Origin of the sequence: Pseudomonas sp. AOB-7, assembly GCF_003696305.1 — a bacterium.
GTDB lineage: Bacteria > Pseudomonadota > Gammaproteobacteria > Pseudomonadales > Pseudomonadaceae > Aquipseudomonas.
This window is the reverse complement of the sequence record NZ_RFFK01000001.1, coordinates 447,247-466,095: the sequence shown is the minus strand read 5'-3', so window position 1 is coordinate 466,095 and position 18,849 is coordinate 447,247. Positions and strand designations below refer to the sequence as shown.

General features: G+C 66.5%; 13 protein-coding genes and 1 tRNA gene. 7 read left to right on the top strand and 7 right to left on the bottom strand.

Annotation, left to right across the window (positions count from 1 at the left end; genetic code table 11):
* The first annotated feature begins 108 nt into the window (after nucleotides 1–108).
* Entirely contained in the window at nucleotides 109–4,950 is a 4,842-nt protein-coding gene (locus EA796_RS02250; RefSeq protein ID WP_122107369.1) for an NAD-glutamate dehydrogenase, read from the top strand.
* Between the two features lie 214 nt (nucleotides 4,951–5,164).
* Here EA796_RS02250 and EA796_RS02245 read toward each other — a convergent pair whose 3' ends face one another.
* Nucleotides 5,165–6,598 carry a M48 family metalloprotease gene (locus EA796_RS02245; RefSeq protein WP_122107368.1) on the bottom strand — a complete coding sequence of 478 codons (1,434 nt, stop codon included), beginning with the start codon at nucleotides 6,596–6,598 and terminating at the stop codon, nucleotides 5,165–5,167.
* Between the two features lie 107 nt (nucleotides 6,599–6,705).
* On the opposite strand from EA796_RS02245, the gene EA796_RS02240 reads away from it, so the two are divergent.
* Nucleotides 6,706–6,945, top strand: a complete 240-nt coding sequence (locus tag EA796_RS02240; protein WP_021444960.1) for a sulfurtransferase TusA family protein — start codon at nucleotides 6,706–6,708, stop codon at nucleotides 6,943–6,945.
* Between the two features lie 115 nt (nucleotides 6,946–7,060).
* A complete protein-coding gene (locus tag EA796_RS02235; RefSeq protein WP_122107367.1) occupies nucleotides 7,061–8,125 on the top strand; it encodes an AI-2E family transporter in 1,065 nt (354 codons plus the stop codon).
* 64 nt (nucleotides 8,126–8,189) lie between these two features.
* Here the strand turns inward: EA796_RS02235 and EA796_RS02230 are convergent, their stop codons facing one another.
* On the bottom strand, nucleotides 8,190–8,663 hold the full coding sequence (locus EA796_RS02230) for a peroxiredoxin (protein ID WP_122107366.1): 474 nt from the start codon (nucleotides 8,661–8,663) through the stop codon (nucleotides 8,190–8,192).
* Between the two features lie 22 nt (nucleotides 8,664–8,685).
* Nucleotides 8,686–9,243: a glycine cleavage system protein R gene (locus EA796_RS02225; protein ID WP_021444963.1), complete on the bottom strand. Its 558-nt coding sequence runs from the start codon at nucleotides 9,241–9,243 to the stop codon at nucleotides 8,686–8,688.
* A 204-nt stretch (nucleotides 9,244–9,447) separates the two neighbouring features.
* On the opposite strand from EA796_RS02225, the gene dapA reads away from it, so the two are divergent.
* From dapA to EA796_RS02205, 4 genes are all read left to right on the top strand, one after another.
* The gene (gene dapA, locus EA796_RS02220; RefSeq protein WP_021444964.1) at nucleotides 9,448–10,326 is read left to right on the top strand and encodes a 4-hydroxy-tetrahydrodipicolinate synthase; all 879 of its coding nucleotides are present in this window, start codon (nucleotides 9,448–9,450) and stop codon (nucleotides 10,324–10,326) included.
* Nucleotides 10,327–10,342: 16 nt separating this feature from the next.
* Complete coding sequence (gene bamC / locus EA796_RS02215; RefSeq protein WP_122107365.1) at nucleotides 10,343–11,461, top strand: outer membrane protein assembly factor BamC; 1,119 nt, start codon at nucleotides 10,343–10,345, stop codon at nucleotides 11,459–11,461.
* 88 nt (nucleotides 11,462–11,549) lie between these two features.
* On the top strand, nucleotides 11,550–12,419 hold the full coding sequence (locus EA796_RS02210; protein ID WP_122107364.1) for a phosphoribosylaminoimidazolesuccinocarboxamide synthase: 870 nt from the start codon (nucleotides 11,550–11,552) through the stop codon (nucleotides 12,417–12,419).
* A 128-nt stretch (nucleotides 12,420–12,547) separates the two neighbouring features.
* Nucleotides 12,548–12,637 (top strand) — tRNA-Ser (locus tag EA796_RS02205).
* Nucleotides 12,638–13,001: 364 nt separating this feature from the next.
* Here EA796_RS02205 and EA796_RS02200 read toward each other — a convergent pair.
* The 4 genes from EA796_RS02200 to EA796_RS02185 form a co-directional block, all read right to left on the bottom strand.
* Nucleotides 13,002–13,775 (bottom strand): glutathione S-transferase family protein, encoded by a 774-nt coding sequence (locus EA796_RS02200; protein WP_122107363.1) that lies wholly within the window; start codon nucleotides 13,773–13,775, stop codon nucleotides 13,002–13,004.
* A gap of 115 nt (nucleotides 13,776–13,890) precedes the next feature.
* Nucleotides 13,891–17,037 carry an efflux RND transporter permease subunit gene (locus EA796_RS02195; RefSeq protein ID WP_122107362.1) on the bottom strand — a complete coding sequence of 1,049 codons (3,147 nt, stop codon included), beginning with the start codon at nucleotides 17,035–17,037 and terminating at the stop codon, nucleotides 13,891–13,893.
* Between the two features lies 1 nt (nucleotide 17,038).
* A complete protein-coding gene (locus tag EA796_RS02190; RefSeq protein WP_122107361.1) occupies nucleotides 17,039–18,121 on the bottom strand; it encodes an efflux RND transporter periplasmic adaptor subunit in 1,083 nt (360 codons plus the stop codon).
* Nucleotides 18,122–18,127: 6 nt separating this feature from the next.
* Nucleotides 18,128–18,784: a TetR/AcrR family transcriptional regulator gene (locus tag EA796_RS02185; RefSeq protein ID WP_122107360.1), complete on the bottom strand. Its 657-nt coding sequence runs from the start codon at nucleotides 18,782–18,784 to the stop codon at nucleotides 18,128–18,130.
* Between the last annotated feature and the right edge of the window lie 65 nt (nucleotides 18,785–18,849).

The following is an 18,849-nucleotide window of genomic DNA, read 5'->3' as shown; positions in this document are numbered from 1 at the left end:
CCGCCACTTTAATGCAATCGCGGTCACCTAGACTAACGTTGATCCATAACCTTGTGGCGACGGTCACCCCCACCTCTTCACGCCCCCAGTCGAAAATGGAGCACAACCATGGCGTTCTTTACGGCGGCCAGCAAAGCCGACTTCCAGCATCAACTGCAAGCGGCGCTGGCGCAGCACGTGAGCGAGCAGGCGCTGCCACAAGTGGCGCTGTTCGCCGAACAATTCTTCGGCATCATCGCCCTCGAGGAGCTGACCCAGCGGCGCCTGTCCGACCTGGTCGGCTGCACCCTGTCGGCCTGGCGCATGCTGGAGCGTTTCGATCACGGCAAACCGCAGGTACGCGCGTTCAACCCCGACTACGAGAAGCACGGCTGGCAGTCGACCCACACCGCGGTGGAGATCCTGCATGGCGATATCCCGTTCCTGGTCGACTCGGTGCGCATGGAACTGAACCGTCGCGGCTACAGCATCCACACCCTGCAGAACAGCGTGTTCAGCGTGCGCCGCGACAAGAACGGCGAGCTGCTGGAGATCCTGCCCAAGGGCAGCCAGGGCGAGGGCGTGCTGCAGGAAGCGCTGATGTTCCTGGAGATCGACCGCTGCGCCAGCGCCGGTGAGCTGAAGACCCTGGAGAAGGCCATTCACGAGGTGTTCGGCGACGTGCGCATGAGCGTCGCCGACTTCCAGCCGATGAAGGCCAAGGCCCGCGAGCTGCTGGCCTGGCTAGACCGCGCCAAGCTCAAGGTGGACAAGGCCGAGCTGGACGAGGTCAAGGTGTTTCTCGGTTGGCTGCTGGACAACCACTTCACCTTCCTCGGCTACGAGGAGTTCACCGTGACGCCGAGCGCCGACGGCGGCACCCTGGTTTACGACGAGAAATCCCTGCTCGGCCTGTCCAAGCGCCTGCGCAGCGGGCTCAAGGCCGAGGAACTGCACATCGAGCCGGAAGCGGTGGCCTACCTGCGCGAGCCGCAGCTGCTGTCGTTCGCCAAGGCCGCCGTGCCCAGCCGCGTGCACCGGCCGGCCTACCCGGACTTCGTCTCGATCCGCGAGCTGGACGCCAAGGGCAATGTGGTCAAGGAATGCCGCTTCATGGGCCTGTACACCTCGGCGGTGTACGCCGAGAGCGTGTGGAACATCCCCTATATCCGCCGCAAGGTGGACGTGATCAAACAACGCTCCGGCTTCGACAGCAGCGCCCACCTGGGTAAGGAACTGGCCCAGGTGTTGGAAGTGCTGCCGCGCGACGACCTGTTCCAGACCCCGGTGGACGACCTGTTCGCCACCGCCCTGGCCATCGTGCAGATCCAGGAGCGCAACAAGATTCGCGTGTTCCTGCGCCGCGACCCCTACGGCCGCTTCTGCTACTGCCTGGCCTACGTGCCGCGCGACGTCTACTCCACCGAAACCCGGATGAAGATCCAGCAGGTGCTGATGGAGCGCCTGCAGGCCACCGATTGCGAGTTCTGGACCTTCTTTTCCGAGTCGGTGCTGGCGCGGGTGCAGTTCATCCTGCGCGTCGACCCGAAGAACAAGACCCAGATCGACCCCGTGCGTCTGGAGAAGGAAGTCATCCAGGCCTGCCGCTCGTGGAAGGATGACTATGTCAGCCTGATGGTGGAAAGCCTCGGCGAGGCCCAGGGCACCAACGTCCTGGCCGAGTTCCCCGGCGGCTTCCCGGCCGGCTACCGCGAGCGTTTCGCCCCGCACTCGGCGGTGGTGGACATGCAGCACCTGCTCAGCCTGAGCAACGACAAACCGCTGGTGATGAGCTTCTACCAGCCGCTGGCGCAGGGCGACCAGCAACTGCACTGCAAGCTGTACCACGCCGACACGCCGCTGCCGCTGTCGGACGTCCTGCCGATCCTGGAGAACCTCGGCCTGCGCGTGCTCGGCGAGTTCCCCTACAAGCTGCGCCGCGTCGACGGCCGCGAGTTCTGGATCCACGACTTCGCCTTCACCTACGCCGAAGGCCTCAACGTCGACATCCAGCAGCTCAACGACACCCTGCAGGACGCCTTTATCCATATCGTCGGCGGTGATGCCGAGAACGACGCCTTCAACCGCCTGGTGCTGACCGCCGCCATGCCCTGGCGCGACGTCGCCCTGCTGCGCGCCTACGCGCGCTACCTCAAGCAGATCCGCCTGGGCTTCGACCTGAGCTACATTGCCGCCACCCTGGTCAACCACGCCGATATCGCCAAGGAGCTGGTGCGCCTGTTCCGCACCCGCTTCTACCTGGCGCGCAAGCTCGCCGCCGAGGACCTGGAAGACAAGCAGCAGAAACTCGAGCAGGCCATCCTCGCCGCCCTGGACAACGTCGCGGTGCTCAACGAAGACCGCATCCTGCGGCGCTACCTGGACCTGATCAAGGCCACCCTGCGCACCAACTTCTACCAGGCCGACGCCAGCGGCGCGGCGAAGAGCTATTTCAGCTTCAAGCTCAACCCGCGAGCGATTCCGGAGATTCCGCGGCCGACGCCGAAGTTCGAGATCTTCGTCTACAGCCCGCGCGTCGAGGGCGTGCACCTGCGTTTCGGCGACGTCGCCCGCGGCGGCCTGCGCTGGTCGGACCGCGAGGAGGACTTCCGCACCGAGGTGCTCGGCCTGGTCAAGGCGCAGCAGGTGAAGAACGCGGTGATCGTGCCGATGGGCGCCAAGGGCGGCTTCGTGCCGCGCAAGATGCCGGTCGGCGGTAGCCGCGACGAGGTACTGGCCGAGGGCATCGCCTGCTACCGCATCTTCATCAGCGGCCTGCTCGACATCACCGACAACCTCAAGGACGGCGCCGTGGTGCCGCCGGTGAGCGTGGTGCGCCACGACGCCGACGACCCCTACCTGGTGGTGGCGGCCGACAAGGGCACCGCGACCTTCTCCGACATCGCCAACGGGATTGCGGCGGAATATGGTTTCTGGCTGGGCGACGCCTTCGCCTCCGGCGGCTCGGCCGGTTACGACCACAAGGGCATGGGCATCACCGCCAAGGGCGGCTGGGTCAGCGTGCAGCGCCACTTCCGCGAGCGCGGCATCGACGTGCAGAAGGACAGCGTCACGGTGATCGGCATCGGCGACATGGCCGGCGACGTGTTCGGCAACGGCATGCTGCTGTCGGACAAGCTGCAGCTGGTGGCCGCCTTCAACCACCTGCACATCTTCATCGACCCCAATCCGGACGCGGCCAAGAGCTTCGCCGAGCGCAAGCGCCTGTTCGATCTGCCGCGCTCGAGCTGGGCCGACTACGACGCGGGGCTGATCTCCGAGGGCGGCGGCATCTTCCTGCGCAGCGCCAAGAGCATCGCCATCAGCCCGCAGATGAAGGCGCGCTTCGATATCGCCGCCGACAAGCTGGCGCCGACCGAGCTGCTCAATGCGCTGCTCAAGGCGCCGGTCGACCTGCTGTGGAACGGCGGCATCGGCACCTACGTGAAATCCAGCAAGGAAAGCCACGCCGACGTCGGCGACAAGGCCAACGACGCCCTGCGCGTGGACGGCTGCGAGCTGCGCGCCAAGGTGGTGGGCGAGGGCGGCAACCTGGGCATGACTCAGTTGGGGCGCGTGGAATACGGTCTCAATGGAGGAGCGAGCAACACCGACTTTATCGACAACGCCGGCGGTGTGGACTGCTCCGACCACGAGGTCAATATCAAGATCCTGCTCGGCGAAATCGTCTCCGCCGGCGATATGACCGAGAAGCAGCGCAACAAGCTGCTGGTGGAGATGACCGACGACGTCTCCGAGCTGGTGTTGGGCAACAACTACAAGCAGACCCAGGCGCTGTCGCTGGCCGAGCGCCGCGCCCGTGAGCGGGTCGGCGAGTACAAGCGCCTGATGAACGCCCTGGAGGGCGCCGGCAAGCTGGACCGGGCGCTGGAGTTCCTGCCCAGCGACGAAACGCTCAACGAGCGCGCCGCCAACGGCCAGGGCCTGACCCGGCCGGAGCTGTCGGTGCTGATCTCCTACAGCAAGATCGACCTCAAGGAATCGCTGCTCAAGTCCCTGGTGCCAGACGACGACTACCTGGCGCGCGAGATGGAGACCGCCTTCCCGGCGGTGCTCAGCGCGAAGTTCGGCGACGCCATGCGCCGCCATCGCCTCAAGCGCGAGATCGTCAGCACGCAGATCGCCAACGACCTGGTCAACCATATGGGCATCACCTTCGTGCAGCGCCTGAAGGAGTCCACCGGCATGAGCGCGGCCAACGTCGCCGGCGCCTATGTGATCGTCCGCGACCTGTTCCGCCTGCCGCACTGGTGGGCGCAGATCGAGGCGCTGGACTACAAGGTGCCGGCCGAGCTGCAGCTGCAGCTGATGGACGAGCTGATGCGTCTGGGCCGCCGCGCCACCCGCTGGTTCCTGCGCAGCCGACGCAACGAGCTGGACGCCGCCCGCGACGTGGCGCACTTCGCGCCGCGCATCGAGGCGCTGGTCGGGCGCCTGGACGAGCTGCTCGAAGGCCCGGCGCGTGAGCAGTGGCTGGCGCGCTATCAGAGCTTCGTCGAGGCGGGTACGCCGGAGGAACTGGCGCGCGTGGTGGCCGGCACCAGCCACCTGTACACCCTGCTGCCGATCATCGAGGCGGCGGACGTCACCGGCAAGGACGCCAGCGAGGTGGCCACCGCCTACTTCGCCGTCGGCGGCGCGCTGGAGCTGTCCTGGTACCTGCAGCAGATCACCGGCCTGCCGGTGGAAAACAACTGGCAGGCGCTGGCCCGCGAAGCCTTCCGCGACGACCTCGACTGGCAGCAGCGTGCGATCACCGTGTCGGTGCTGCAGATGGCCGACGGCCCGCAGGAGATCGAGGCGCGGGTGGCGCTGTGGCTGGAGCAGCACCACCGCCTGGTCGAGCGCTGGAAGCTGATGCTGGCCGAGCTGCGCGCGGCCACCGGCACCGACTATGCCATGTACGCGGTGGCCAACCGCGAGCTGATGGACCTGGCGCAGAGCGCCTGAGCCATCCGCTGAAATGAACAAGCCCCGCCCAGTGCGGGGCTTTTTCATTCAGGTGGTGTGAGCTTTGCGTAGCCTGGGTTGAGCGCAGCGATACCCGGGATAGGGCGCTTTACATGACGTGTAGCGTCGTAGGGTGGATCACGCTTCACCGATCCACCATCACGCCGCCCCGGTGGATGAAAAAGCGTCATCCACCCTACGCAGGGGAGTGCGATCAGCGCAGCATCTGCTCCACCAGGCGCTTTTCCTCGGCCAGCTCGCGCTGACGGGCGTCGAGGCGCGAGGCCAGCTGGAAGTTGTTGCTGGCGCGGCGCTTGGCGAAGTCGAGCTGTTCGATGGCCTGGTTGTAGTCGCCGACCAGGGCGAAGAACTCGGCGCGGGCCTGGTGCAGGCCGATGGTGTTGCCGCTCAGGCCGCGCACCTCGGCGACCTGGTACCAGACGTCCGGATCCTTGGCGCGGTTCTTCAGCAACTCGTCCAGCGCCCGTTCGGCCTCGCGGGTGCGCTGCTGCTTGAGCAACAGGTCGATATGCGCCTGCTGCAGCGGGTAGTTGCTGGGATACAGCGCGAACATGCGCTCCTGGCGCCGCTGTGCGGCGTCCAGGTGGTTCGCGGCCATGTCCAGTTCGATCTGCGCCAGGTTGTAGACGATATCCTCCGGCGCCTTGCTCAGCAGGGGCGCCAGGGTCTGTCCGGCTTCGCCGAGCTGGCCGGTTTTCATCTGCGCCAATGCCAGGCCGTAACGCGCGGCGTCGAGGCCGGGGTTCTCGTCGAGCATGGCGCGAAAACGCTTGGCCGCCACCCCCGGGGTTTCCTCGTAGGTCAGCTGCACGCGGGCGCGCATCAGCTGGTAGCGCAGGCTGTCTTCGCGGCCCTGGGCCGGGTACTGCTCGGCGCGGTTGCGGGTATCGGCGATACGCGATTCGGACACCGGGTGGGTGAGCAGGAATTCCGGCGGCTTGGCGTCGTAGCGGTACTGGCGCATCAGCCGCTCGAACATCAGCGGCATGGCGCGCGGGTCGTAGCCGGCCTTTTCCAGGTTGAGCAGGCCGATACGGTCGGCCTCCTGTTCGTTCTGCCGGGAGAAGCGGCGCTGCTCCTGAATCGCCGCTGCCTGGGTCGACATGATCGCCGCCATGCCGGCATCACCGGCGCCGGCCGCCGCCGCGACTATGCCGGCGAGCATGGCCGCCATCACCGGCAGCTGCATGCGTTGCTGGGCCTCGACGCCGCGGGCGAAGTGGCGCTGCGACAGGTGCGCCAGTTCGTGCGCCATCACCGAGGCGTATTCGGCTTCGGTCTGCGCATAGAGGAACAGGCCGCCGTTGACCCCGATGATCCCGCCGGGCGCGGCGAAGGCGTTCAGTTGTGGGCTGTTGAGCAGCACGAACTCCAGGCGGCGATCCTGCAGCTGGCTGGTTTCCGACAGGCGATAGACGCTGGTCTCGACGAAGTCCTTGAGCTGCGGGTCGTCTAGCTGGGCCACCTGGCCGCGCAGCAGGCCCAGCCAGGCGCGGCCGAGCTGGTGTTCCTGCTGCGGCGAGACGATCGAGGAACTGGCGTCGCCCAGCGACGGCAGGTCACTGGCTCCGATCTGGCCGGCGAACAGGCAGGCGAGCGTCAACAGGGTAGGGCGCAGAAAAGTCATGCACTCAAGGCTCTCAGGCGGCAAAGGCGTTACTGTAGCCGGCCAGCTGCGGCGCTGGCCAGGGTTCTTCAGCCTTGGGTATCCTAGCCGCCTTTATGGAGTAGACGATGACAGACGTACCGGCCTTCGATGCCGAATTGGATGCCTGCGGGCTGAACTGCCCGCTGCCCTTGCTCAAGGCCAAGCTCGAGCTCAATCGCCTGGCCAGCGGCGCGGTGCTCAAGGTCAGCGCCACCGACGCCGGCTCGCAGCGCGATTTCCGCGCCTTCGCCAGCCTGGCCGGGCATGCCCTGCTGCACGAAGAGGTGGAGGGCGGGGTGTATCGCTACTGGCTGCGCAAGGCTTGAAACCGCTGTAGCGGCTTGAAACATATGCGCTGTCGCCGTTTGTTGGCCGTGCACGTCATTTTTCATGCGTCTGGCGTATGAGTGAGCCGGTATTGTCCCGGGTTAAGGAATTCTGATGGTCAAGGTTTTACGCGATTGGCTGCACCGCTACTTCTCCGACGAGCAAGCGGTGGTGCTGGCGGTGCTGTTGGTGCTCGGTTTCGCCGTGGTGCTGACCCTCGGCGGCATGCTCGCGCCGGTATTGACCGGCCTGGTACTGGCCTTCCTGATGCAGGGCCTGGTCAACGGCCTGGAGCGCCTGAAGGTGCCGCAGGTGCTCGCCGTGTGGCTGGTGTTCGCCCTGTTCCTGGGCGGCCTGACGGTGTTTCTGCTGGTGCTGATGCCGCTGCTCTGGCAGCAGCTGAGCACCCTGTTCAACGAGCTGCCGCGGATGGCTGCGGAGTGGCAGTCGGTGTTCCTGCTGCTGCCGGAACGCTACCCGAACCTGATCACCGACGCGCAGATCGTCCAACTGATCGACAGCATGCGCGGCGAGGCCGGCAAGTTCGGTCAGTGGGCACTGTCGTTCTCCCTGTCCAGCCTGCCGATGCTGGTCAGCATCATGATCTACCTGGTGCTGGTGCCGATCCTGGTGTTCTTCTTCCTCAAGGATCGCGAACAGATCGGCCAGTGGTTCCGTGGCTACCTGCCGCGCGAGCGCGCGCTGATCACCCAGGTGGCGCAGGAGATGAACCAGCAGATCGCCAACTACATCCGCGGCAAGTTCATCGAGATCATCATCTGCGGCGTGGTCACCTATATCGCCTTCGCCTACCTGGGCCTCAACTATGCCGCGCTGCTGGCGCTGCTGGTCGGCCTGTCGGTGGTGGTGCCCTATATCGGCGCGGTGGTGGTGACGGTGCCGGTGGCGCTGATCGGCCTGTTCCAGTGGGGCTGGAGCGACCAGTTCCTCTACCTGATGGTGGTCTACGGCATCATCCAGGCGCTGGACGGCAACGTGCTGGTGCCGCTGCTGTTCTCCGAGGCGGTCAACCTGCACCCGGTGGCGATCATCTGCGCGGTGCTGCTGTTCGGCGGCTTGTGGGGCTTCTGGGGAGTGTTCTTCGCCATCCCGCTGGCGACCCTGTTCAAGGCGGTGCTCAACGCCTGGCCGCGGATTGAGCCGGTGTCTGCCGAGTGAGAGACAAATAGAGCACGGACGGAAAAAAGGCCGCAATTGCGGCCTTTTTCGATAGCGGTGAGGGTCAGGCCTTGTGCAGGGCCTCGGCTGCCGCCAGCACCTCGTCGACATGCCCGGCGACCTTGACGCTGCGCCACTCCTGGCGCAACACGCCGTCTTTGTCGATGAGGAAGGTGCTGCGCACGATGCCCATGTATTCCTTGCCGTAGTTCTTCTTCAGCTGGTACACGCCGAACTGCTCGCACAGCTGGTGATCCGGGTCGCTGATCAGTTCGAAGGGGAACTCCTGCTTGCACTTGAAGCTTTCGTGCTTCTTCAGGCTGTCCATCGACACGCCGAAGATCTGCGTATTGGCCGCCTGGAACTGGGCGAAGCGAGCGCGGAAGTCCAGGCCCTCGGTGGTGCAGCCCGGGGTCGCGTCCTTGGGGTAGAAATACAGCACGACCTGCTGGCCCTTGAGGTCGGACAGCTTCACCTGCTTGCCGCTGGTGGCCTCGGCCTGGAAGTCGGCGACGGCTTGGTCGATGGCGACGGTCATGGGAGCTCCTTGAGGTTGGCTGTCAGGGATTCTGCGGGCGCCAGGGTTCGATCAGCGCGTCCAGGTTGAGGGCGTCGGCGAAGTCGAGGAACTGGTCGCGCAGCCAGCTGATCTGGGTGCCGGCCGGCAGGGTCACGGTCAGGGTGGCGTTGAGCATGGTGCCGCCGGTCTGCGGCGCCTGGTAGGTGTCGCAGGTCAGGCTTTCCAGCTCGACGCGGTGGTCGATGAAGAACTGGCACAGCTCGTTGAGGATGTCCGGGCGGTATACCGAGCTGACGTAGGCGACGTAGGGCAGGGCCTGCGGGCGCGCCTCGGCGGCGGCACTGCGGATCAGGTTGACCGAGAAGGCGTTTTTCTTCGCCAGCAGCGGCAGACTCGACTCCAGGCGCGCCAGCGCGTCCCAGCTGCCGGAGACCTGCAGCACCAGGGCACTGAACTCGCCGTGGCGGCTCAGGCGCGTGCTGACCACCGCGCAACGGTTCTCGTGGCAGGTGCGGCACAGCAGGTTGGTCAGCGCCATGGCGTCGGGGCCGAGGGCGCTGATGAGGAGAAATTGTTCGCGAACGAGAGGGGTGGACATGCAGCCTTCCTAAAGCGATGAACGGTCGGCGAGCGACAGCCGTCGACCAAAGGTAGCAGGTTAGCGAAAAGCACCGCCCAGGGGAATGCCGGCAAGCGCTTCCCGCGTGCGGCGAGACGGCCGTGCACGGCCTTGTCCGTTGCTTGTGCAGGACTGGTGGCGCCAGTACCATTACGGCTCAATTTTTCCGGCAGGAGCGGTTGCATGATTGCGGGCAGTATGGTGGCACTGGTCACGCCCATGGATGCGCAGGGTGGTCTGGACTGGGAGGCCCTGAGCAAATTGGTGGATTTCCACCTGCAAGAGGGCACCAATGCCATCGTCGCGGTCGGCACCACCGGTGAATCCGCCACGCTGGAAGTGCCCGAGCACATCGAGGTGATCAAGCGCGTGGTCGACCAGGTCGCCGGGCGGATTCCGGTGATCGCCGGCACCGGCGGCAACTCCACCCGCGAGTCGGTTGAGCTGACCCGCGCGGCCAAGGACGTCGGCGCCGACGCCTGCCTGCTGGTCACCCCCTACTACAACAAGCCGACCCAGGAAGGCCTGTACCTGCATTTTCGCCACATCGCCGAAGCCGTGGCCATCCCGCAGATCCTCTACAACGTGCCGGGCCGCACCGTCTGCGACATGCTGCCGGAGACCGTCGAGCGCCTGTCGAAGATCGACAACATCATCGGCATCAAGGAAGCCACCGGCGACCTGCAGCGCGCCCAGGACGTGCTGGATCGGGTGAGCAAGGACTTCCTCGTCTATTCCGGCGACGACGCCACCGCGGTGGAACTCATGCTGCTGGGCGGCAAGGGCAACATCTCGGTCACCGCCAACGTCGCCCCGCGCGCGATGAGCGAGCTGTGCGCCGCCGCCATGCGCGGCGAAGCCGCCATCGCCCGCGCCATCAACGACCGCCTGATGCCCCTGCACAAGGCGCTGTTCATCGAATCCAACCCGATTCCGGTGAAATGGGCGCTGCACGAAATGGGCATGATGGGCGACGGTATTCGTCTGCCGCTGACCTGGCTCAGCCCGCGCTGTCACGAACCGCTGCGCCAGGCCATGCGCCAGTGCGGCGTATTGGTTTAATCGAGGAATTTTACGCATGAAGCGACTGGCCGGATTGTCCGCCCTTGCTCTGATCGTCTCCAGTACCAGCGGCTGTGGCTGGCTCTGGGGTGAAGAAGGCTACTTCCGCGACCGCGGCAGCGATTACCTGGAAGCGCGGCAGACCGCGCCGATGCAACTGCCGGCCGATGTTCAGGCCAAGCGTCTCGACCCGCTGCTACCGGTGCCGGCGCAGGTGGCCAGCTCCGAGGCCAGCGGCAAGTTCGAGGTGCCGCGCCCGCAGAGCCTGCAGGTGCGTGCCGACGAACGCGAATTCAGCCTGCAGCGTAGCGGCGAGTCGCGCTGGATCGTGGCCCAGCGCGTGCCGGCCGAAGTCTGGCCGCTGGCCCGTCAGTTCTTCGAGGACAACGGTTTCCGTATCGCCGACGAACGCCCGCAGACCGGCGAATTCACCACCGCCTGGCAGCGTTTCGACGAACTCTCCGCGAGCATGGCGCGGCGCCTTAGCAGCCGCGTCTCCGGCGTCGCCCCGGATGCCGAAACCCGCGTGCGGGTGCGTATCGAGCCGGGCGTGCAGCGCAACACCAGCGAAGTCTTCGTCACCAGCGCCGAGCGTCCGGCCGGCAGCACTGCCGACGTCGCCTTCGCCGCGCGCAGCGGCAACGCCAGCCTGGAAGCCGCGCTGCTCGACGAAATGCTGGTGAGCATGGCGCGCAGCGTGGAGCAGGGCGGTTCGGTGTCGCTGCTCGCCGCCCGCGACTTCGATGCGCCCAGCCGCGTCAGCCTGAGCGAGGACGGCAACGGCAACCCGGTGCTCAACCTCGGCGCCGACTTCGACCGCGCCTGGTCGGGCGTCGGCCGTTCGCTGGAGCTGGCCGACGTGCGCGTCGACGACCTCAACCGCAGCCTCGGCCTGTACTACATCAACCTGGCCGAAGGGGCTCAGGTCAATGAGGAGAAGCCTGGCTTCTTCGGCCGCATGTTCGGCAGCGAGCCGAGCAAGGAAGAGCTCGAAGCCCGCGCCGAGCGCTACCAGGTGCGCCTGACGCCGGTTGGCGACGGCGTCCAGGTCACCGTGGAAAAAGACCTCAACACTATTGCCCCGGCCGATGTCTCGCGCCGCGTGCTGAGCCTGATCCAGGACAACCTCGGCTGATCGGCGCTCGCGCCACCTGCCGATAACCGATAGGCGAAACCCTCCAGGGGTTTCGCCTGTTTTGTTTGCCAGAAACGGAAATGCCGACATGAGCACACCCACCACCCTGAGCCTGAAGAAGATCTACTCGGGCAAGGTCCGCGACCTCTACGAAATCGACGACAAGCGCATGCTGATGGTGGCCACCGATCGTCTGTCGGCCTTCGACGTGATCCTCGCCGAACCTATCCCGGAGAAGGGCAAGATCCTCACCGCCATCTCCAACTTCTGGTTCGACAAGCTGGCCGGCCTGGTGCCCAACCACTTCACTGGCGACAAGGTCGAAGACGTGGTGCCGGCCGCCGAACTGCCGCTGGTGGAAGGCCGCGCGGTGGTCGCCAAACGCCTCAAACCGGTGGCCGTGGAAGCCATCGTGCGCGGCTATATCGTCGGCTCCGGCTGGAAGGAGTACCAGAACAGCGGCACCGTCTGCGGCATCGCCCTGCCGGCCGGCCTGAAGGAAGCGGCCAAGCTGCCGCAACCGATCTTCACCCCCTCGACCAAGGCCGCCGTCGGCGACCATGACGAGAACATCAGCTTCGCCCAGTGCGAAGCCATCATCGGCGCTGAGCTGGCCGCCCAGGTGCGCGACACCGCCATCGCCCTGTACAGCGCCGCCGTCGAATACGCCGCCACCCGCGGCATCATCATCGCCGACACCAAGTTCGAATTCGGCCTGGACGAAGACGGCACCCTGACCCTGATGGACGAAGTGCTGACCCCCGATTCCAGCCGCTTCTGGCCGGCCGACAGCTACGTCGAAGGCAAGAACCCGCCCAGCTTCGACAAGCAGTTCGTGCGCGACTGGCTGGAATCCACCGGCTGGAACAAGCAACCGCCGGCCCCGGCGGTGCCGGCCGAGGTGGCGCAGAAGACCGCCGACAAATACCGCGAAGCCCTGACCCGCCTCACGGCCTGAGGCCCAAGGCGAACGCTACAGCAAGGCCGGGCATCGCTCGGCCTTTTCACAAGCGCCTGATAGCACAAGAAAATTTTTCAAAATAAGCTTCGCCAAAGCGCATTCAGCTGTTATCATGCGCGCCGCTTGGGAAGATGCCGGAGTGGTCGAACGGGACGGATTCGAAATCCGTTGTGTCAGCAATGGCACCTAGGGTTCAAATCCCTATCTTCCCGCCATATATAAAACCCCTGAAGCTTTCAGCCTCAGGGGTTTTTGCTTTTCAGCGCCTAGCCCTGATTTGTCAGCCTGCCCATTTCTGTGAAACAAACCGCGCAATCGAGGGTTGGCACAGTGCCACTGTCTGCACTACTCTCCGGTCACCGGGCTAACGAAGTGGCCAACAGGCAGGATGCTGACCCCATACACTTCGTTAGCTCGGTATTCGATTTTCCCGTCGTGTGCAGCCTGCGCACGAACAAGACAAAGCCCTCGCTCGGAGGGCTTTGTCGTTTTGCTGCGGCGCGCGTTGCGTTGGCCGTCGAATAAAAGGCGTCCGTGCCGTCTCTCCATCCCCGCCCTTAGTCCTATCTGTTGCTTAGCCTAGGCGATAACTGGCGCTTTGCCATTATTTTGTTGGGCATCGCGGCGGCGGTCCTGGGCATAGCGTTGCAGCACCCACTGGCCGGCGGGGCGGGCGTGCAGTTGGTCGAGCAGGGCCTGGGTCTCGGTGTCGTGGCCGGCGATGTCGGCCCAGGGCGTGCCGGCTGGGGTGAACAGCGGGGCGAACAGCGCCGCGGCGGCGACATCGGCCAGGCTCAGGCGCTCGCCCACCAGGTAGCGCGCTGGGTCGCCGTCGGTCAGGCGTTCGATCAGGTCGAGCCCGGCGAGCAGTTCGGCCTGGGACTTGGCCACGCGCTCGGGCGTTACGCCGTAGAGCTTCTGCACGCCGTTGATCAGCACCGGCTTCATCAGGTCGCGCAGGCCCAGCAGCGGGCGGTAGACCTTGAGCATGGCGTGCATCACTGAGTCCCACTGGCGAATCTGTCCGTACAGCCAGCGGCGCACGTGCACGCCGAGGCGGTCGAAGCCTTCTTCCAGCTCCAGCACTTGGCGACGTTGTTCGGCGTCGTTTGGCAGCAGGGCGTGCTCGGGGTAGTGCTCTTCCAGATACAGGGCGATGGCAGTGGAGTCGCCGATGGTGCGCTCGCCGTCCTGCAGGATGGGCAGGGTGGCGATGCCGGCCAGGCGCTGGCTCTTGAGCCGGTGCAGGCCGGGGAAGAGGTTGTCGACCCGGTAGTCGAGGCCCTTGTGCTCCAGGTGCCAGCGGGTCTTCTCGCAGTAGTGGGAAATGGGGAACTGGTAGAGGGTGCGCATGGCGGCTCCTTGCAAGTGAGCTGCCGAGTGTAGGGGCAAAGCGCCTGACCACCCAGTCGAGTGGCGCGCGCCAGGCTTTGGTTGGGCGCCCCGCCAATGCGGCGGGGCGCTTGGCTCAGTCGGTGCGTTGCAGCTGCACCTTGTCGGGCTTGGCCGCGATCAGGTGTTCGGGCAGGTCGAGCAGGTCGGTGTCGTAGGTTTCCAGTGGCGGCGGGCGACGTTCGAAGCGGGCGCCGAGCACCAGCAGGCAGGGCGTCAGCAGCAGGGTCAGCGCGGTGGCGAAGGCCAGGCCGCCGGCGATGGCGCTGGACAGCTGGGTCCACCACTGGGTCGAGGGGGCGCCGAAGCCCAGGCTCGGGCTGAGCAGGTCGACGTTGACGCTGAGCACCATGGGCATCAGGCCGAGGATGGTGGTCACCGCGGTCAGCAGCACCGGACGCAGGCGCAGGCTGCCGGTTTCCAGCGCTGCCTCGCGCGGCTCCAGGCCCTGGCGGCGCAGCTGGTTGTAGGTGTCGATGAGGATGATGTTGTTGTTGACCACGATGCCAGCCAGGGCGATCAGGCCCATGCCGACCATGACGATGCCGAACGACTGGCCGTTGATCAGCAGGCCCATCAGCACGCCGGCGGTGGACAGGACGATGGCCGACAGCACCAGCGCCGCCTGGTAGAGGCTGTTGAACTGGGTGACCAGGATGATCGCCATGAGGAAGATGGCGACGACGAAGGCGGTCATCAGGAAGGTGGCCGCCTCGCGCTGGTCGGCGTCCTCGCCGGCGAACTGCACCTTGACCTCGGCCGGTACCTCGCCGAGCGCCTCGCGCAACGCCTTGAGCCGTTCGTCCAGGCGTGCGCCCTCGGCCAGGTCGGCCTGCAGGGTGATGGTGCGGTCGCCGTCGACCCGGCGCAGGGTGCCGACCTTGGGCGCCGGCTGCAGGTCGACGAAGTTGCTCAGCGGCACCTGGCCGGTCGGCGTGCTCAGGGTCAGGCGGCCGAGCTGGTCGAGCGAGCGCCAGTTGCCGGGCAGGCGCACGCGGATGTCCACCTCGTCGGTGGCGTCCTCGGGGCGGTAGGTGGCCAGCTTCAGGCCGTTGGTGATCATCTGCACCGCGTTGCCGACGCTGAGCACGTCGGCGCCGAAGCGCGCGGCGGCCTCGCGGTCGACCTTGATTCGCCATTCGATGCCGGGCAGGGCGCGGTCGTCCTCGATGTCGACGAAACCGCCGAGCCTGTGCATTTCGCCGCGGATGCGCTCGACCCACTGCTCGCTCAGCGCCGGGTCCATGGCGCTGATCTGCAGCTTGACCGGCTTGCCGTCGGTGGGGCCCTGTTCCTGCTTGCGGAACTCCAGCACCACGCCGGGGATGTCGGCGGTGCGCCGGCTCATCTCGGCGAGGATGTCCTTGGCCGGGCGACGCTGGTGCCAGTCGACGAACTGGAACTGCAGGGTGCCGATCACGTCGGCGCCGAGCTGGCCGTCCGGCTGGGCCAGGGAGCGCGCGTACAGCGCCTTGACCTCGCGCATGCCGAGCACCTGGCGTTCCACCTGCTTGAGCAGGGTGTCCTTCTCCTGTACCGACAGGTCGCCGCGGGCACGCAGCCAGATCTGCGCGCTTTCCGGCTCGACCTCGGGGAAGAATTCCACGCCGTGGTTGAAGCGGCCGTAGCCGACGTAGATCAGCGCGATCAGCGCGAGCATGCCGAGCAGGGTCAGGCCGGGGCGCCGGAGCAGCTTTTCCAGCAGCCGGCGGTAGGCGCTGCCGGCGCGGCTGGCGTGCTGCGCCTGCGGTTGGGCCGCGCCGCCGGTGACGGCGCCGAGCACCGGCAGGAACACCAGGGCCATGGCCAGCGAGGCCAGCAGACAGAGGATCACGGTGGCCGGCAGGTACTTCATGAACTGGCCGACCACCCCGGGCCAGAACAGCAGCGGCAGGAACACCACCAATGTGGTGGCGGTGGAGGCTATCACCGGCCAGGCCATCCGCGTGGCGGCATTGGCCCAGGCCTGGCGCGGGTTCTGGCCCTGGTGCAGGTAGCGGTCGGCCAGCTCGGAGACGACGATGGCGCCGTCCACCAGCATGCCGGCGACCAGGATCAGGCTGAACAGCACGACGATATTGAGGGTGAAACCGAGCATCCAGATCAGCAGGATGCCGCTCAGGAAGGCGCCGGGAATGGTCAGGCCGACCAGCAGCGCCGAACGCAGGCCCATGCTCGCCACTACCAGGATCAGCACCAGGACGATGGCGGTCAGCACGTTGTTGAGCAGGTCGCCGAGCATGCTCTGCACTTCCTGCGACTGATCCATGATGTAGCTGACTTCCACGCCCGCCGGCAGCAGCGGTTTGGCCTGCTCCAGCAGCGCCTTGACCTGCTCGATGGTCTCGATGATGTTGGCGCCGCTGCGCTTGGACACCTCCAGGACGATGGCCGGCTGGCCGTTGATGCGGGCGAAGCCGGTGGGGTCCTTGAAGGTGCGGCGGATGCTGGCGACGTCGGCGAAGGTGACCACGCTGCCCGCCACCACCTTGATCGGCATGCTCATGACGTCTTCGAGGTTCTCGATCACCCCCGGCACCTTCATGCTCATGCGTCCGGCACCGGTGTCCAGGCTGCCGGCGGCAACCAGGCGATTGTTGCGGCTGACCAGGTTGAACAGCTCGTTGTAGTCGATGCCATAGCTGTCCAGCACCTGCGGGTCGACGACGATTTCCAGCAGGTCTTCGCGGTCGCCGCCGATCTCCACCGACAGCACCTCGGCGATGCCTTCGATGTTCTCCTTCAGGCGCCGGGCGATGTACACCAGCTCGGTCTCGGCGATCGGGCCGGACAAGCCCACCGAGAGCACCGGGAACAGCGCCACGTTGACCTCGTTGACGGTCGGCTCGTCGGCCTCCTCGGGCAGCTTGCTGCGCGCGGTATCGACCTTCTCGCGCACGTCGGCCAGGGCCACCTTGGCGTCGAAGCCGGCGTCGAACTCCAGGGTCACCGAGGCATGCCCCTCGCTGGATACCGAGCGCATTTCCTTGACGCCCTCGAGGCTGCGCAGCTCCTGTTCCAGAGGACGCACCAGCAGGCGTTCGCCGTCTTCCGGGCTGATGCCTTCCAGGGTCACCGAGACGTAGATGATCGGGATCGCCACGTCCGGGTTGGACTCCTTGGGAATGGCGATATAGGCGACCAGCCCGCCGAGGATCAGGAAGGCCAGAAACAACAGGCTGGTGCGGCTGCGATCCAGTGCCGCGGCGATCAGGGCGTGCATCTCAGCTGCCCTCTGCGGCGAGTTGCGTGCGTACCTGCTGGCCCGGCTCGACGAAGCCCTGGCCGAGGGTGATCAGCGCCACCTTCGGCGGCAGGCCGCTGACCCAGGCGCCCTGGTTGTCGACGCTGATCAGCTGCACCTGGGTGAACTCCACGCGCTGCTCCTGGTTGACCCACTTGACCCCGTGGCGGCCGGTCTGGTCGAGGCTGAGCAGGGCCGGGGACAGGCGATGGGCCAGGGCCTCGCCGGTCTGGATATGCAGGGTGGCGCTGGCGCCGGCCAGGCGCAGGCCGGCGGGATTGTCCACCTTGACCTCGATGCGGAAGCTGCGCGAGCCGGGGTCGGCGGCGGCGGCGATAAAGTGCAGCTCACCTTCCAGTGTGCGGCCGTCGAGCAGCTCGACCTTGACCGGCTGGCCCAGCTGCAGCTGGGTCACCTGCTGCTGGGCGATCTGCGCGCTGACCTTGAGGCGGTCGATGTCCACCAGGGTCAGCAGGCTCTGCCCGGGCTGGACGAAATCGCCCAGCTCGACCTGGCGCTGGTCGTAGATGCCGGCGAAGGGCGCGACGATCCGCGTGTTGCGCAGCTGCAGGCGGGCGCTGTCGAGTTCGGCGCGGGCCTTGGCCAGCTCGCTCTCCAGGCGCATCAGTTCGTTGGCCGAGATCAGGCTGCGTTCGCGCAGGCGCTTGGCCGCGCTCACGTCGCTCTCGCGCTGGCGCACGTCGGCCTCGCTGCGCGCCACCTGGGCCGGGCGGTCGTCCGGCGACAGGCTCAGCAGCAATTGTTCGGCGGCGACGCGGTTGCCCTTGTCCTGATCCAGGCGCTGCACGCTGCCGCTGACCTGGGCGCGCAGCTCGACCCGGCGCCAGGCCTCGATCTGCCCCTGCACCACGTGCTGGCGTTGCATCGGCTCGGCCTGCAGCCACTGCACCTCGACCCGCGGCAGCTCGGCGGCCGCGGCCGGTTGGTCGGCCGTGGCCTCGTCGCGGGCGGCGAAGCGCTCGCCGCTGAGCAGCCAGAGCAGCAGCACCAGGATGATGAGGACGGCGATGATCCAGGGGCGTTTGCTGAGTTGGGTGAACATGGCGGGTTACTCGCTGAATGCGGGCGCTGGATGCAGCGCGGCGGCCTGACCCTGCAGGCCGGCGATGATGAAATCGGTGACGCGCTCGAAGTAGGCGTCCAGGGCAATCGGCTCGGCCCAATGGGCGAAGCCGCCGGAGGCGATGCGTGCCATCACCCCGTTGACGCAGGCCTCGACGCCCCACAGCAAGTGCTGGCAGTCGGCCGGCGATAGCTCGAGCTCGGCGAAGCTGGCCTGCAGCAACTGGTTGAACAGCGCCAGGTACTGGCCCTCAAGTTCGAGAAACTGCTCGCGGTAGGGCGGCTCCAGGCGTTCCTGAAAGGCCGGACGGTCGCACAGCAGGCACAGCTCGGCCTGCAGCGGGTCGGCCAGCAACTGCTCGAAGGCGCGGCGAATCACCCGGCGCATGGCCTGCGGCGCCGGCGCCTGCTGGGCGACGGCGCGCAGTTCGCCCAGATGCTGGCGTGAGCGATCCAGCACCAGGCGCGCGTAGAGCGCCTCCTTGCTGGGGAAGTGCTTGTACACCGTGCCCTTGCCGATGCCGGCGTGGCGGGCCACCTCGGCGATGGTGACGCGATCCCAGGACTGCTCCTGGAATAGCTGGCGGGCGGCTTCGAGCAGGGCGTTTTCCCGTTGCTGGAAGAGGTGATCCTGGTAGCGCATGGACTGTCCGCGGCGAGTTGTGACCGGCGGTCATGCTATGACTGCTGGTCACATCGAGCAAGTCG